The organism is Arthrobacter sp. P1_H7 (genome assembly GCF_056405215.1).
In genome coordinates this window covers 1-15,596 of sequence record NZ_JBFUCO010000002.1, presented here as the reverse complement: position 1 = coordinate 15,596, position 15,596 = coordinate 1, and the positions used below count along the sequence as shown (strand labels likewise).

Below are 15,596 nucleotides of genomic sequence, written 5' to 3'. Positions count from 1 at the left end.
GCAGCCGGCTCAGGCGGACCACACCTCGCGGAACTTGCCGCTGCGATCCGGCCGGGGCGGCTCATCGCTAAACCGGACGTCGACGCCGGCGGCGCCCTGGGCCGCGAAGAACGCACCCAGGCGCTCCCCCACCGCCGTCCGCACGGCCGCCGTCGCGGCCTCCGGCCACAGCTCGAGCCGCACCGTGAGCGAGCCCGGCCCGGTGCGGATCGCCTGGAACCGGCGGACGCCAGCGGTCTCCTCGATCACCGTGCCCAGCGCCAACGGCAGCACGGTCACCACTTTGCCGTCCAACGCTGTCCCGTCAAACATTGCCCCTTCCAACTCTGTCCTTTCCAACCCTGTCCCTCCCGACATTGCCCTGTCGGCGGCAGCGAAGGTCAGCACGTCGCCGCTGCGGCCCTCGACCCGCAGCGTGGGAAACGGGCTGCCGCAGGCGCACGGGCCGGCACCCAGCTGCACCCGGTCGCCCAGGTTGTACCGGATCAGCGGCTGGACCCGGTTGGCCAGGTTGGTGACCAGCACTGTGTGGGAGAGCTCGCCGGGCGGGACTGGCCGGAAGGCGTCGTCCACCGGCTCCACGATGGTCCAGTCCGCGTTGACGTGCAACAGTCCCTGCCGGCAGCGGCTGGTCAAGGCGAGCGCCTCCGAGGCAAGGTAGCGCACGCTGACCCGGCAGCCGAGGGTCGCCTCGATCTCGGCCGCGGCGCGGGCCGCCAGGCCCTCCCCGGACGCGACCGCCAGGAGCGGATGGATCCGGAGCCGTCCCGCCTGCTGTTCGGCGGCCAGTTGCGCCATGGCGCTCGGATACCCGTAGAGCACGGTCGGCTGGAAGTCGTTGAGGTCCGCCACGAGGTCCGGGAGCGGCCGGAGCACGGAGAATACGCGCACCCGGCGGGCGATGCGGGGGCTGCGCCGGCGAGCAGCTTCGGTCAGCACGACGCCGGCAAAGTGGTCCCCGTCCGCGATCAGCGCCGCGGCCCGCAGCCCCCGGCGCAGGAAAGCCCGCGCCTCCTTAGCCGCCATCAAGGTCCGCCGTTCGCGGATCGGGCCCAGGAGACTGGCCACCAGCTGCGAGGTCCGGTCATGTACCAGGACCGCGGGCTCACCGGTGGACCCCGACGTCGTCACCACGAGGTACTGCCCGCGGTAGAGGCTGCCGATCCGTGAGGGGTCACCCAGCAGGTCGTCCTTCAGCCCGGCGAGCGTGATGTGGGGGTCGGTCACCCAGTCATCGAAGTTCTCCATGAGCTCGCGCTTGCCCACAGGAGGCAGCTCCCCTAAGTACCTGGCCAGATCCTTGGCCCGGTCCGTGGCTGAGTCCGAGACCATGTCCGGGACGTCCCGGTACAGCCTGCGGTAGTAAGGGGAGGAGGACCGTGCGCACTCAACCAGCGCGGCGAGCCGGTCCCGTTGCCGGCGGCCGATCTCGTCCTGGCTTGCCCGCCCGGCCCGCCAGATGTCCCACGCGATCCCGGTGGTCCGGGTCATCCCGAGAGGAGAGCCGAGCATCACCCATCACTCCTTTCACGGGCAGGCACTCATGACCTCGGCCCTTCCCCGCTCCCCCAGACAGGCAGGCTCGTTCAAACCCTTCCGCGCTCGCACCCTCTTCCACGCTGGCACGGCGGCGGAGGCTCCCAACAGGGGCTTTAGGCACCGGCGGGACTTGGGCATATGCCCGGACACCGTCGAATTGCTGGACTTCCCGGCCGGAAGCACCACAGACTGTGTACAACAGCTGGCTGGGCGGCGTGGGAATTCCTGTCTCCAGGGCCGGCCGGGGACTGCCAGCAGCATCGTTTGGGGCTTTGCTTTATATCTTTTCCACCGCCGTGAAAGGACCTGGTTATGCCGGACTTGTCATTTTTGTATCCGCTCATTTCGATCATCCTGGGGGCGGTCGCCGTCGTCGGCGTCATCTGGGTGGCAACAAAACTGATGTGGAAGGTGGCGGAACCTAACGAGGCCCTCATCATCTCCGGGCTGACGCGCGGCACGCTGGAAACCCGGGAGGGGATGGACTTCAAGATCGTCACCGGCAAGGGGGCCCTGGTGCTGCCGGGCCTGCAGACCGTGCGGCCGCTGTCCCTGACGCTGAACGAAACCGAGCTCAAGGTCTCCTGCGTCACCTCCCAGGGCATCCAGGTGATTGTCGACGGCGTGGTCATCTACAAGATCGGGGATGCCCCGCCGTTCATTGCCAACGCCGCACGGCGGTTCCTGGGCCAGCAGCCCAAGATGGAAAGCCAGGTATACAACGTCTTCGAAGGCCACCTGCGCTCTATCATCGGCAGCATGACGGTCGAGGAAATCATCCGCGAGCGCGACAAGCTGGCCTCCCAGGTCCGCAGCGCCAGCGGCGTCGAAATGGAGAAGCTGGGCCTCGTCGTCGACTCGCTGCAGATCAAGGACCTCCAGGACCCCACGGGCTACATCCAGAACATCGCCAAGCCGCACATTGCCATGGTCAAGATGGAGGCCCGCATCGCGGAGGCCACCCGGAACCGCGAGGCGGCGGAAAAGGAAGCGGAGGCCGAGGCCTTGATTGCCGACGCCCGGAGCTTGTCCGCCATCCGGCAGTCCGAGGCGCAGGCCAATGCCGAGCGCGCCAAGGCGAACGCGGCCCAGGCCGGGCCACTGGCCGACGCCACGGCGCGCCAGCAGGTGGTGGTCCAGGAAACCGAGGTGGCCAAGCTCGAGGCCGACCGCGAGGAACAGAAACTGCAGACCACCGTCCGCAAGCCCGCCGACGCGAGGGCCTACGCCAAGCGCACCGACGCGGAAGGCCAGAAATCCGCGGACATCAGCGCTGCCGAGGCGCTGGCCCGGCGCACCGAGCTAGAGGCCCAGGCCAACGCCCGGCGGACCGAGGTGCAGGCCCAGGCGAACGCGACGGCGGCAGCAGCAGCGGCCGGGGCCACCAAGGTCACCGGCGAGGCCGAGGCCGCCGCCACGAAGGCCCGCGGCGATGCCGCCGCCTCCGCCATCAAAGCCAAGGCACTGGCAGAGGCAGAGGGCATTAAGGCCCGCGCCGAAGCACTGGGCACCAACCAGGACGCCGTCATCTCCCAGCAGCTCGCCGAGAACATGCCGGCGATCGTGGCGGCGGCGGCCGAGCCGTTCGCGCACGTCGGCCAGATGACCGTTCTCAACGGCGGCGAAGGGGTCAACCGGATGATCGGCGGGATTTTGGCACAGGTGGGCGACTACCTCCCGGCGCTCTCCACGGCCCTCAAAAACACCCGGGATGGCGGCAAACGGCCCGCGAAGGCGCCCGAGGCGTAGGGGGCGGCCGTGCGCGCGGAGAGCCGGAGGACCTGATGAACTGGGATTCTGATGTAATGGGGTTCTGATGCATAAGGATGTCGACCGGAGCCTGACCGGAAAGATTGGGCGCGTCACCGGACGGATCGGCCCGGGCACCATCGGCGAGGTCATGCTGCCCGTCCGCGGCGGAACCAGTGCCTTCCACGCGCACCCCTTCGACAAGACCAGCGTTTTCGCCGTCGGCGAGCAGGTCCTGGTCATCTATTTTGAGCCGCCGCAGACGGTGTTTGTGGACGAACTTCCGGATGTCCTCAAGGCCGATTGACCCTCTGGACGGTAGGAGGCGACGGGCGTATTCTGAAGTTCCGTAGCCTCTGGAGGTATTTCTGATGGAAGGCAACAAGCGTGCGCGTTGCGGTCCGGTTTCCGGCATCCGTGCCCGCTTCCCGGTCGGCAACTGGCCCGACCCGCTGTAGCTCGACTTTCGTCATGCCATCCGGCACCGCTGCTTCGTGGGGTTTGCGCCGTGGACGCATGGCCGCGCTGGACTGCGCCCACTTGAGGGTGCCCGACTAGATCCCGGCAACCGCCCGCCTTTCTGCCCGCCCGTGGCGGTTCCCTCCTGAGTTCGCCCACCTGTTAACCCACTCTTCCCCTCCCGGCCACGCCTGCTCCCCCGCGCCGCAAACCGCCGCCCGCACCGTGGAGGGGTGAGGATCGCAATCGTCGCCGAATCATTCCTGCCGCTCATGAACGGGGTTACCCACTCCATCCTGCGCGTGCTGGAGCATCTGCAGGAGCGCGGGGACGAGGTGCTGGTGATCGCGCCGTCCACGCAGGACACGGATGTACCGGACGAGGTCTATGGCGCCCACGTCCTCCGGCTCCCTTCGGTCCCGCTGGCCGGCTATGCGAACCTGCGGGTGGCGATGGGCGGTGTGTATCGGGTCAAGCGAATCCTTGCCGACTACGCGCCCGACGTCGTGCACCTCGCGTCCCCGTTCGTGCTCGGCTGGCGGGCAGCGCAGGCCGCCCACCAGCTCGGAATCCCCACGGTCGCCATCTACCAGACCGAGGTGCCCGGCTATGCGGGGCGCTACGGTGTCCCGTTCCTGGAGAACTGGGCCTGGAACAGGGTGGACCAGATCCACATGCTGGCCTCGCGCACTCTGGTCCCTTCCACTTTCGCGCTCAACCAGCTCCGCGGCCGCGGCATTCCGCGCGTGGACATGTGGCGGCGCGGCGTGGACACGCAGCGGTTCAACCCCGCGAAGCGCGACGCCGGCTGGCGGGCTTCCGTGGCGCCCGGCGGCGAGCGCCTCATCGGCTACGTGGGCCGGCTGGCGGCGGAGAAGCAGGTGGAGGATCTGGCGGTGCTGGCGGATGTTCCCGGGACCCGGCTGGTGATCGTCGGCGACGGGCCCCAGCGGGCCGCTCTGGAAGCTGCCCTGCCGCAGGCAGTCTTCACCGGGTTCCTCGGCGGCGACCACCTCGCCCGGGCAGTGGCGTCCTTCGACCTCTTCGTCCATCCCGGCGAGTTCGAGACCTTCTGCCAGACCATCCAGGAGGCCATGGCGTCCGGGGTGCCGGTGGTGGCCACGGGCCGCGGCGGCCCGCTGGACCTCGTGGAGAACTCACGGACCGGCTGGCTGTACGAACCCGGCGACCTCGCCGGGTTCCGTTCCCGGGTGACGGACCTGATGGGCGACGACGCCAAGCGCCGCGCGTTCGCCACGGCCGCGCACGCCTCGGTCCAGGGCCGGACGTGGTCCGTGCTCGGCGCCGAACTCGTTGACCACTACAAGGCCGTGATCGGTGAGTCCCAGGTGGGCCGCTCCCCCCACGTTGCCCTATCACTTGGGGCTGCCAAACCGGGGTTTTAAGCACCCTAGGTGATAGCGCAACTGGCCCGTTTGGTCCTCCCACAGGGGCAGGGATCCGGCGCCGCCCACGTGTTGACACCTTCTTGACACCCAAGGCAGGCTCCCGGCGCCTATGATTTCCCGAGGGGAGGGTTCTAAATGTCTCGTTGGTGGTCTCAGGTTCGCGCGGCGGTAGCCGGGTGACGGCGTCGTCGTACCCGGAGGAAGCGCCCGGCGCAGTCCCCAGGACAGTCCCCCAGGGGGTTTCCGCCGCGGTCCCGGGCTACGGGGACCTGGTGGAATCCAGCCCCGACGCCCTGCTGGTGGTGGCCGAGGACGGGACCATCAGGATGGTCAACACCGCCGCGGAGCGAATGTTCGGGTACGCCCGCGGGGAACTCGTGGGTTCGGACCACCGCATGCTCCTGGCCGAGGGGTTCCGCAACGGACTCGAGCGGCTGTTCTTCAACCTCCGCCGCGGCGCCCACACCGACGGCGGCGCCGCTGCCGCCGAAACTGACACCGACACTGCGCCTGTGGAGGCCTACGGGGTCCGGCGGGACGGTACGGAGTTCCAGGCCGAGGTGGCCGGATCTATTTTCTTCACCGGTACAGGCGCCCGGGACGGGACTGGTAATGGTTCCGCGAGCATGATCGCCGCGGTCCGGGACACCTCGCACCGGCCGGAGAACGATGACAGCCTCCGCGAGGCCATGTCGCTGCTGAGCGCGACGCTCGAATCCACCGCCGACGGCATCCTGGTGGTCAGCAGCGAGGGCGAGATCGCCGGCGTCAACAATCAGTTCCTCACCATGTGGGGCATCCCGCGGGAGATGCTGGCCACCGGGGACGACGAGGCGGTCATGGCCTTCGTCCTGGACCAGTTGCGGGATCCGGCCCAGTTCGTCGAGAAGGTCGAGGCCCTCTACGCCGATCCCGCCGCGGAAAGCCACGACATCCTGGAATTCCGCGACGGCCGGACTTTTGAACGCTATTCCCGCCCGCAGAAAGTCGCGGACCAGGTGGTCGGACGCGTGTGGAGCTTCCGGGATGTGACCGCGGCCAAGGTTGCCCAGGACCGGATCACCCAGGCTATGGCAGACCTCGCCGCACAGTCCGCCCAGCTGAAGGCGCTGGCGTTCCGGGACGGATTGACCGGGCTGTCCAACCGGCAGCTGTTCAACGACCGCCTCGCCAGCGCCCTGGCGGACCGGCACGGCGGCGCCGTCGACGTCCTGCTCCTGGACCTGGACGATTTCAAGGAAGTCAACGACATCCTTGGCCACCATGCCGGGGACCAGATGCTCATTGAGGTCGGCCGGCGGCTGCGGGCCTGCGTGCGCCCGAGCGACATTGTGGCCCGGCTCGGCGGCGACGAGTTCGTGGTGCTCCTGCTCGACTCGCTGGAGCCCGAGGCGGTCGCAGCGCGGATCGTCGACTCGCTGCGCGTCCCGGTGTGGATCGACGGCACCATGCTCCGGCCCAGCCTCAGCCTGGGGCTCGCCTCGATCGGAGAGGCCGTCGTGGACGCCTCCGAGCTCCTGCGCCGTGCCGACGTCGCGATGTACGCCGCGAAGGCCGCCGGGAAGAACCGGTACATGCGCTTCAAGCCGGAGATGATGAAGGCCCTCGTCGACCGGAACGACCTCGAGGCCGGCCTGCGGCACGCCGTGGACAACGGCCAGATCGCCGTCCACTACCAGCCGATCGTCTCCGCGGGCAGCGGGACCGTGACTAAGGTCGAGGCCCTGGCCCGCTGGGTGCGCGACGGGGCGCTCGTTCCGCCCAAGCATTTCATTCCGGCAGCGGAACGCAGCGGCCTCATTGTCGAGATCGGCACCGAGGTGCTGCTGCGCGGCTGCACCGAGCTCAAGCCCTGGCTGGACCAGGACTCCTCCCGGTCCCTGGCCGTAAACGTCTCCGGTGTCCAGCTGCAGCACGGGGACTTCGCCGAGCTGGTCCTGGCCGTGACGGAATCCTGCGGCGTGGACCCGCGCCAGCTGGTCCTGGAGGTCACGGAGAGCGTCTTCTTCGAGGACGACTGCCATGTGATCCAGCAGCTCATGACCCTGCGCGCGGCCGGTGCCCGGGTGGCGCTGGACGACTTCGGCACCGGCTTCTCCTCCCTGGGACGCCTGCAGGGCCTGCCCGTGGACACGCTGAAGATCGACCAGTCCTTTGTGTCCATGATCAACTCCGGCACCGAGCAGCTGCCCATCCTGAACGCCATGATCGGGATGGCCCACGGACTGGGCCTGACCGTCACCGCGGAGGGCGTGGAAACAGCGGCCCAGGCCGGCTACCTGATGAAGCTGCACTGCGACTCCCTGCAGGGTTTCCTGTTCTCGGGCCCCCAGCCGGAGGCCACGCTCCAGCCCGCGCTGGACCGGGCGGCCCTGGCCATCGCCGCGCTGCGGGGCGATCGGGTGCCCGGCAACCGGTGACCCGCAAAGTTCCATGGCCGATGTGCTGGACACGGGGCCGAAGGACCCTATGATTCAGTGAAATGCATTGCTCCGGGCACCTCGGCCGGGAACATCATCGCTCTATGAACTTCCGTCGCTTGGGGGCCGGTATCGTCGTGGGAACTGGATTTGGTGAAGACCTGCTGGAGCAGGGTCCTGATGCGTTTCTGCTGCTGACCGCGGACGGGACCATCGCCTTCGTGAATTCGGCCGCGGAACGGCTGTTCGGCTACCCCCGCGAGGAACTCCTCGGCGTTCAGCACACCATCCTGCTCTCGGAGGAAGCCCGCGGCGGCTTCCTGCGGGTCTTTGGCCGGCTGGGACGCAAAAGCCCGGCCGGCAGCCGGCCGTTCGCCGCCGCCGGACTCCACCGGGACGGCTCGGACCTCGCCCTGGAGATCACGTGCTCGTTGGTGAGCGTCGACGGCGGCACGGCCATGGCGGTAGCCGTCCGCGACGCCGAGCACCGCAACGACCCCGATTCCGGCCGGCGGCTGGCCCTCTCCCTCGTGGACGCCACGCTGGAATCGACGTCGGACGGCATCGTCGTGCTCTCCAGCGAAGGCCAAATCACCGGGATCAATGACCAGTACCTGAAGCTGTGGGGCATGCCGCCGGAACTGATCGCGGCCGAGGACCCCACTGCGCTGGTGCGGTTCATTGCGGACCAGCTGGTGGATCCCGACTCCTTCCTGCAGAAAGTTGAAGCGCTTTACGCGGACAGCCTGATGCAAAGCCACGACGTCCTGGAGTTCGCCGACGGCCGCACCGTGGAGCTGTACTCGCGGCCGCAGAAGGTGGCGGACGCGATCGTGGGACGGATCTGGAACTTCCGGGACATCACCTCGCGCCGGCGCGCCCAGGACCAGGCCCGCCGCGCCATGGACGAACTGGCCGAGCAGGCCGGCAAGCTCAAGGAACTCGCGTTTCAGGACCCGCTCACCGGGCTGGCCAACCGGATGCTCTTCAACGAACGGGCCGCCGCGGCACTGCTGACCCCGGAACCGGTGCACGTGCTGCTGCTGGACCTGGACGACTTCAAGGAAGTCAACGACGTGCTGGGCCACCATGCCGGCGACGAGATGCTGGTCGAGATTTCCCGCCGGCTCCAGAACTGCGTGGGTCCGCACGGCACGGTCGCCCGGCTGGGCGGGGACGAGTTCGTGGTCCTGCTGGTCGGCTGCCGGGACGCCGACACCGTGGCCCAGCGCGTGGTCAGCACCCTGAACGCCCCGGTCTCCATCGAGGGAACGCTCATGCGGCCCGGCCTCAGCCTGGGCGTGGCCTCGCGCGACGCCGGCACGGAGACCTCGTCGGAGCTGCTCCGGCAGGCGGACCTGGCCATGTACGCGGCCAAGGAGGCCGGGAAGAACTGCTATGTGCATTTCCGGCCCGAGATGCTGGCCGCGTTGCTGGAGCGCACCCAGCTCACGGCCGGGCTGCGGAGGGCGGTGGAGCTGGGGCAGATCACCGTGCACTACCAGCCCGTCATCTCCAGTGACCGGCTCGAGGTGGTGCAGTTCGAGGCCCTGGCCCGCTGGGAGTGGGACGGTGAGCTGATTCCGCCGGACGAGTTCATCGAGACCGCCGAACGAAGCGGCCTGATCCGGGAAATCGGCGCCGAGGTGCTCAGGCGCAGCTGCACCGAGCTCGCCCCGTGGCTTGGGGAGGACCCGTTCCGGAGCGTGGCCGTCAACGTCTCCGGCGTGCAACTGCAGCACCGGGACTTCGCCGAGCGCGTCCTGGACATTGCGGCTTGGAGCGGCGTGGACCCGCGCCAGCTGGTCCTGGAGGTGACCGAGAGCGTGTTCTTCGACGCCCACTCCCACGTGATCGGCCAGCTCGAAACCCTGCGCCAGGCCGGCATCCGGGTGGCCCTGGACGACTTCGGGACCGGCTATTCCTCGCTGGGCCGCCTGCAGGACCTGCCCGTGGATGTGGTGAAGATCGACAAGTCCTTCGTGTCGATGCTGCAGACCGGCGCCGAAAAGCTGCCCATCCTCACCTCCATGATCCACATGGCCCGAAGCCTGGGGCTGAAGGTCACGGCCGAGGGCATCGAGACACCGGCGCAGGCACGCTACCTCATGGACCACGGCTGCGATGCCCTGCAGGGCTTCCTCTTCTCCCGCCCTGAACCCGGGGCGGCCAGGCAGCGCGCCGTCCGGAATTCGGCGGCGGCCATCGCTGACCTCGAGGGCGTGCCGCTGCCCGGATAGCCGGGCTGGCATTGAACGTCTCCGGTGCTGGTCTCCGGCCGATAATTCAGCTGCCCAACGTAGATGTTCCTCATTGCTGGCGTGGCAGCAGACTGCCATTCTTGGTGAATCCGCACATCCGAAAGCGAACGAAAGGAAGAGACGATGCCGCTCTATCTGTCGAAGTTCAGCTACACACCGGAGACCTGGGCGAGGCTGATGAGCAACCCCGAGGACCGCGGAAAGGCCGCCCAAGCCTACATCGAATCGGTCGGCGGAAAACTCCATGGATTCTGGTACGCATTCGGCGCCCACGACGGCTATAACTTGTGGGAGGCTCCCGACAACGTGTCCATGGCCGCGGTTGCATTGGCGATCAGCGGAGGAGGCGCACTGAGCTCTTTCGAAACGACAGTGCTCTTGACCGTCGACGAAACGATGGAAGCCCTGCGGAAAGCCGAACAGATTAAGTACCGGCCTCCCGGCACCTGACATTCCGGGCGAACTTGCACTGCGGCCAGGCTGCAGTGCAACGCACTCCTGGTGCCCGGGTAGGCCGCCGCAGCCGGCGGGTCCGACACATTTTGTTGCGGCATGATGGCCATCACGTCCGGGGAGCCCGCACCGCATATGATTCAGTCAGCGCAGTGCGCCTGCTCTCCGCAAGGTGCCCGCTATCCGTATTCATCGCCGGGGGGCTGTTAGACATCGTGGAAGCTGGTTTCGCACAACAACTGCTGGAGTACAGCCCGGACGCACTTTTGCTGGTCGGTCAGGACGGAGCCATTTCCTTCCTCAATGCGGCCGCGGAACGGCTCTTCGGCTACTCCCGGGCGCAGCTGCTCGGCGCGGACCACAGCATGCTCCTGGCCGAGGCCTCGCGGGAGGAATTCCACGGCGTCCTGGCCGGGCTGGGCAAGGCCGCAAGCCCTGGTTCGCCGTTCTCCAGCTCCGCGTCCGCCAGCCCCCGGTTTGCCGGCTCGGGCCGCCGCGCCGACGGCACCGAACTCCCGGTCGAAATCACCTGCTCGCTGGTCCCCGCCCCGGCCGGAGCGGCCAACGCCGGAACGTCCGTTGCCCTCTCCATCCGCGGCGCCGCCGGAGGGAACCCGGGCGCCGGCAGCGCCGGCCGTTCCCTCAGCGGCGACTTTGCCCGCCGTCGTACTTCCGGTTCAGCGGGAGCTTCTCTTTCCGGAGGTCCAGCGGCTGCCGCGCCCGCAGCGTTTGCCGAGCACGACGACGAACTCAAGGCCGGCTCGCTCCGGGACCCTTTGACGGCGCTGCCCAACGGCCCCCTCTTCAACGAACGGCTCGCCGCGGCCCTGCGCCGCCCGGATCCGGTGGACATCCTGCTGCTGAATCTCGATGACTTCAGGCACCTCAATGACGTGCTGGGACGCTCCGCGGCCGATGAGCTGCTGGTGGAGGTGGCGAGCAGGCTGCGCAACTGCGTCCGCCCGCATGACACCGTGGCCCGGCTCGGCGGCGACGAGTTCGCGGTGCTGCTCACCGAATGCCTCAACGCGGACGCGGTGGCCAAGCGGATCGCCGAGTCCCTCTACGCGCCCCTGCGCGTGGGCGGCTCCATGGTCCGGCCCGGCGTGAGCATGGGCCTGGCGTCGAAGTCAGGGCAGACGCTGGACGGGGCGGAACTGCTGCGGCAGGCCGACGCCGCCATGACCGCAGCCAAGGCTGCCGGGAAAAACAACTGGCTGCGGTTCCGGCCGGAGATGCTGAGCACCGCGGCCCACAAGGCCGACGGCGACTCCGGGCTCCGGCGCGCCGTCGAACTGGGCCAGATCTCTGTGCACTACCAGCCCGTGGTGTCGCCCGGCATCGGTTCGGTGGTGCAGTTCGAGGCGTTCGCGCGGTGGGAACGGCACGGCCGGCTGGTGCCGCCGAACCAGTTCCTGCCCGTCGCGGAGCAGAGCGGCCTGATCCGCGAGATCGGCGATGAAGTCCTGCGCCGCGCCTGCGCCGAGATCCGGCCGTGGCTGGCCGGCGACCCTGCCTACAGCGTCGCCGTGAACGTCTCGGGCCTGCAGTTCCAGCACCGGGACTTCGCCGCGGACGTGCTCGCGATTGCCGCGTCCACGAGCATTGACCCGCACCAGCTCACCCTTGAGCTGACGGAGAGCGTGTTCTTCGACGCCTCCTCGGACGTGCTGGGCCAGCTGCGGCAGCTGCGCGGCGCCGGCGTCCGGATTGCCATGGACGACTTCGGCACCGGATATTCCACGCTCGGCCGGCTCCAGGAACTGCCCCTGGACAAGGTCAAGATCGACCGCTCCTTCGTGGCCATGATCAAGACCGGCCAGGAACAGCTCCCCTTCTTCGCCACCATGATCAGCGCAGCGCATGCCCTCGGCCTGAAGGTCACGGCGGAAGGCATCGAGACGCCCGCGCAGGCCAAGTACCTGATGGACCGCGGCTGCGACTCCCTGCAGGGCTACCTGTTCGCCAAGCCGGCCCCCGCCAGCCACCTGGCCGGGACCATGGAGAGTGCCCTGAACGCCCTGGACAAGGTCGACGCCGCGCGGTAGGCGTGCGGCACCCTCAGTCGACGCCTACCGCGCCCCATCGATGCTGCACCCCGCCATTGGACGCAAACGGCCGCTAAGCAGCATGGCTTAGCGGCCGTTCTTGGCCAATCGTTGGACCGGACCTAGCGCCTTTCGCAGGCGATGCCGTCGTTGTCACGGTCCAGGTCGTACTCGCCCCAGTGCCGCGCGCCGCCGTCGTTGTAGCTGTACAGGGTGTTGTCGACGCGGAACGTGGTGACCGGCTTTCCGCTGGTCTTGTCGCGGGCGCCCTTCTTGCCGACGCCGTGCGGGTAGACCTTGTTCAGCTCCGTGCAGTTCTTGTACGACTTCGGCGCGGGCGCGGCGGATGCCGGCACGGCCGTAGCGCTCAGGACGACGGCGGATGCCGCCAGGGACGCGATAAGCAATTTCTTCAGGCGCACGTTTAAGAGCACTCCCCCAGGTAGAAGCCCTCGGCCGCGGATCGGCGAGGGGCAGGAAAATGCTAACCCACGATTTCGGCGTTTCCGGTGAGGCTCAGGGGCGGGGGTCCAGCTTGTCGAGGTCCTGGGCCACCATCGCCTCGCTGCGCTGCCACAGCGCCTTGGCCAGGCCCGCGTCGTAGGCCTGCCTGTTGGCCTTGGAGAGCGTCCGTTTGGCGTAGTAAGCGCCGGAGATCCAGTCGTGGCCCGGGGTGGCGTTGGCGAGCCACACAAGGGTGTCCGCGCCCTGGTCAGGGGTCAGCATGAAGCGCTTGAGGAAGGATTTGTAGGCCAGGCGCATGGGGCTCGTGGACTCGGCCGCGAAGTTGGTGGCCACGCCGCCGGGGTGGAACGCCGCCGTGGAGATCCCCTCGGTGTTGTAGCGGTTGTGCAGTTCGGTGGTGAAGAGGATGTTGGCGAGCTTGGCGTTGCCGTAGGCGCGGTTGGTGGAGTAGCTCGTGGCCGCGTCGAGGTCGTCGATGTCGAACTTGGCGAAGACCGAATTCGCGACGCTCGAGGTGTTGATGACGGTGGCCTGGCTTGCGGTCAGCACCTCAATCAGCTCGGTGGTGAGCAGGAACGGGGCCAGGTGGTTGACCTGGAAGGTCTTCTCGTGGCCGTCCACGGTGAGCTCGCGGGGTCCCATGATGCCGCCGGCGTTGTTCGCCAGGACGTCGATCCGCGGGTACTTTTCCTTCAGCTGCACCGCCAGGGTCCGCACCTGGGCAAGGTCGGCGAAGTCGCTGACAAAGAAATCGGCGCCGAATTCGTTCGCGATCGTCTCGGTCTTCTGCTCGGAACGCCCGACGACGACCACACGTTCCCCCTGCCGGGCGAAGGTCCGCGCGGCGGACGCGCCGATGCCGTCGCTGGCTCCGGTGATGACGATAGTGCGCTCGGGCATTGAGGTGTCCTTAGAACGAAGCGATGGGCTGGTCTTTTGGAATCCAGCCCCGTCGAATTCTAACGAGTGCAACTGGGAGTTCGTTCCGCCGGAGCCGGGAGCCTTCCGGGACTCTGCTGGGAATCTCCCGCAACGCCTAGATGCGCAGCGGCGACCGGAAACTCAGGGCCGTGCTGGCGTTCTGCAACTTCGGGCCGATGGCCAGCATTTCTTCGGTGGACCGGAGCAGGGAGTAGTGGTTGTAGTTGCCCTGGATAACGGTGCCCGGGACCACGGATGGAGCCACCACGAAATTGGGGATCGGAGTATCTTCGTCAAAAAGTACGAATATCGCCGTTCGTCCCGCCCGGTAGCTTTGGCTGTTCAAGATGACCGGCAGCCATTGCGAAAGCCAGGTGTCGCCCGTCGCGACGCTGCAGTCATGCATGTCATTGCAAACATTCGGCACCACCACGGAGAAATTCGGCAGGGTGTTGTTGGCCAGGTCGCCTGCCAGCTGCCCGGCGCTCACGGTGCCCAGAGGCACATTGTTGACCGCGCATGCCGCCCGGTCCCCCGTCCCTTGGTAGTAGATTTCGGGGTTGTGCCGCTCGGCATACAGGCCGGACGCGCTCAGCCGGCAATTCGAAGGCATGTCCTCCATATAGCTCTTATAGGACTGGCCGGACGTACGCACCTGCCGGAAGATATTGTCGGCCGTAATGGGCGGCAGGCCCGAGGGGTTCGAATCGGAAGTGACGCCCTGCGTGCTGCCCGAGGTCATGGCCAGATAGCTCGGCAACGAGGGCAAACCCAGGCCGGCGTCACTCCAGGTGGAAACCGAGGCGCACTGGTTCGCTTTCGTGCTCATGTACGGCGCGCTGGCGTTCCCGATGACCTGTGAATAGGTCTTGTTCTCAAAAATCACCCACATGACGTGGTCGTATTTCGCCGGCGGGGCGGTTGCCGTGCCGCACGGATTGTCGCCGGGGGGCGGAGGCGGCGGCGGTGGCGGCGGAGGCGGGGGCGGCGGCGTCGCGTTCGTGGTGACAGTCAATCGAGGCCGTTGCGTGGTGACGGAAGTTTCCTTGGAACTGTAAATGACGCCGTCAGAGGATGTGTTGCTGATGCGGAACGAATACGTCCCGTCACCCTTAATCGCGCCGAAGAGATCAAACTCCACATAGGTGTTATCGGCAACAGCGCCGCGCGACGCCACAATCGGCGTTTCCGCAACGGGCGCGTTGTTGAAGGTGATCGTGTTCTCACTCCAGGAGTTGTTGAGGACCCGTCGGACTTGGCCGCCTGAGTTGGATGGATCCGTAGCGAACAGCCGGAGCTTGGCGCCGGTCACGGTGCTGCCGGCAGTACCGGTTACCGTGAGTTTGAGGAAGATCATTTCGACCGGCGAGTTATCGGCCTTGAGGCCGGTCGCCGTGCGGAAGTTGATGGTGGGACTGTCACGCTTTACGACGGCGTCAGCCGTCGTTGAAAAGGTCAGCGTGGCGGCTTCCGCGGGGCCGGCAATAAGGGAAATTGTGCCGGCCATGAGGAAAAGGACGGACGCCAGGGAAATCCACCGGTGCCTCGAGAAGGAACGGCTAAAGCGTTGCCTATGGGTACCGTTTTTGCCCAAGGCGAAGCCAGGAACGACGCGCATCTAGGACTCCTATAAGGTCCGGTCGACGCACCCTGCGCCGCGGTGGCTGGTAGGAATCCAAACCCTAGCCGGTCAAATACGGCCTCACAATGCTCATGCCCGAAATAGCTTGCCGGCTAAAGGTATTCCAAGGGTTTGTATCGGTTAAAGGAATTCCCAAGGTTTCCATGGCTATTACGCAGGTGCCAGCGCTGCCCGCCGGATTCAACAAGGGTCTCTTGGGGGTTAAATGCGGGAGGACCCCAACCTGGTGG

General features: G+C 67.3%; 11 protein-coding genes. 7 read left to right on the top strand and 4 right to left on the bottom strand.

Going from position 1 to position 15,596, the window contains the following annotated elements; genetic code table 11:
• Window positions 1-9 precede the first annotated feature (9 nt).
• Entirely contained in the window at window positions 10-1,512 is a 1,503-nt protein-coding gene (locus AC1DXI_RS00855; RefSeq protein WP_476937049.1) for a phenylacetate--CoA ligase family protein, read from the bottom strand.
• Between the two features lie 339 nt (window positions 1,513-1,851).
• On the opposite strand from AC1DXI_RS00855, the gene AC1DXI_RS00850 reads away from it, so the two are divergent.
• From AC1DXI_RS00850 to AC1DXI_RS00820, 7 genes are all read left to right on the top strand, one after another.
• Window positions 1,852-3,288 carry a flotillin family protein gene (locus AC1DXI_RS00850; protein ID WP_079553343.1) on the top strand — a complete coding sequence of 479 codons (1,437 nt, stop codon included), beginning with the start codon at window positions 1,852-1,854 and terminating at the stop codon, window positions 3,286-3,288.
• Window positions 3,289-3,355: 67 nt separating this feature from the next.
• The gene (locus AC1DXI_RS00845; RefSeq protein ID WP_143264731.1) at window positions 3,356-3,595 is read left to right on the top strand and encodes a hypothetical protein; all 240 of its coding nucleotides are present in this window, start codon (window positions 3,356-3,358) and stop codon (window positions 3,593-3,595) included.
• Between the two features lie 385 nt (window positions 3,596-3,980).
• Window positions 3,981-5,153: a glycosyltransferase family 4 protein gene (locus AC1DXI_RS00840; RefSeq protein WP_476937048.1), complete on the top strand. Its 1,173-nt coding sequence runs from the start codon at window positions 3,981-3,983 to the stop codon at window positions 5,151-5,153.
• A gap of 149 nt (window positions 5,154-5,302) precedes the next feature.
• Window positions 5,303-7,576: a putative bifunctional diguanylate cyclase/phosphodiesterase gene (locus AC1DXI_RS00835; RefSeq protein ID WP_476937047.1), complete on the top strand. Its 2,274-nt coding sequence runs from the start codon at window positions 5,303-5,305 to the stop codon at window positions 7,574-7,576.
• A gap of 104 nt (window positions 7,577-7,680) precedes the next feature.
• Window positions 7,681-9,816 carry a putative bifunctional diguanylate cyclase/phosphodiesterase gene (locus tag AC1DXI_RS00830; protein ID WP_476937046.1) on the top strand — a complete coding sequence of 712 codons (2,136 nt, stop codon included), beginning with the start codon at window positions 7,681-7,683 and terminating at the stop codon, window positions 9,814-9,816.
• A 144-nt stretch (window positions 9,817-9,960) separates the two neighbouring features.
• The gene (locus AC1DXI_RS00825) at window positions 9,961-10,287 is read left to right on the top strand and encodes a GYD domain-containing protein (RefSeq protein WP_090583485.1); all 327 of its coding nucleotides are present in this window, start codon (window positions 9,961-9,963) and stop codon (window positions 10,285-10,287) included.
• Window positions 10,288-10,505: 218 nt separating this feature from the next.
• Window positions 10,506-12,338, top strand: a complete 1,833-nt coding sequence (locus tag AC1DXI_RS00820) for a putative bifunctional diguanylate cyclase/phosphodiesterase (protein ID WP_476937045.1) — start codon at window positions 10,506-10,508, stop codon at window positions 12,336-12,338.
• A 122-nt stretch (window positions 12,339-12,460) separates the two neighbouring features.
• Here AC1DXI_RS00820 and AC1DXI_RS00815 read toward each other — a convergent pair whose 3' ends face one another.
• The 3 genes from AC1DXI_RS00815 to AC1DXI_RS00805 form a co-directional block, all read right to left on the bottom strand.
• A complete protein-coding gene (locus AC1DXI_RS00815; RefSeq protein WP_476937044.1) occupies window positions 12,461-12,760 on the bottom strand; it encodes an excalibur calcium-binding domain-containing protein in 300 nt (99 codons plus the stop codon).
• A 94-nt stretch (window positions 12,761-12,854) separates the two neighbouring features.
• Entirely contained in the window at window positions 12,855-13,703 is an 849-nt protein-coding gene (locus AC1DXI_RS00810) for an SDR family NAD(P)-dependent oxidoreductase (RefSeq protein ID WP_476937043.1), read from the bottom strand.
• A 136-nt stretch (window positions 13,704-13,839) separates the two neighbouring features.
• Window positions 13,840-15,342 carry a CBM96 family carbohydrate-binding protein gene (locus tag AC1DXI_RS00805; protein ID WP_476937042.1) on the bottom strand — a complete coding sequence of 501 codons (1,503 nt, stop codon included), beginning with the start codon at window positions 15,340-15,342 and terminating at the stop codon, window positions 13,840-13,842.
• Between the last annotated feature and the right edge of the window lie 254 nt (window positions 15,343-15,596).

What these genes read in the sequence shown, in the direction of transcription:
- AC1DXI_RS00855 (WP_476937049.1), bottom strand. Translation starts at nt 1,512, where the DNA reads ATGCTCGGCTCTCCTCTCGGGATGACCCGGACCACCGGGATCGCGTGG.
- AC1DXI_RS00830 (WP_476937046.1), top strand. Translation starts at nt 7,681, where the DNA reads ATGAACTTCCGTCGCTTGGGGGCCGGTATCGTCGTGGGAACTGGATTT.
- AC1DXI_RS00805 (WP_476937042.1), bottom strand. Translation starts at nt 15,342, where the DNA reads ATGCGCGTCGTTCCTGGCTTCGCCTTGGGCAAAAACGGTACCCATAGG.
- AC1DXI_RS00825 (WP_090583485.1), top strand. Translation starts at nt 9,961, where the DNA reads ATGCCGCTCTATCTGTCGAAGTTCAGCTACACACCGGAGACCTGGGCG.
- AC1DXI_RS00850 (WP_079553343.1), top strand. Translation starts at nt 1,852, where the DNA reads ATGCCGGACTTGTCATTTTTGTATCCGCTCATTTCGATCATCCTGGGG.
- AC1DXI_RS00810 (WP_476937043.1), bottom strand. Translation starts at nt 13,703, where the DNA reads ATGCCCGAGCGCACTATCGTCATCACCGGAGCCAGCGACGGCATCGGC.
- AC1DXI_RS00845 (WP_143264731.1), top strand. Translation starts at nt 3,356, where the DNA reads ATGCATAAGGATGTCGACCGGAGCCTGACCGGAAAGATTGGGCGCGTC.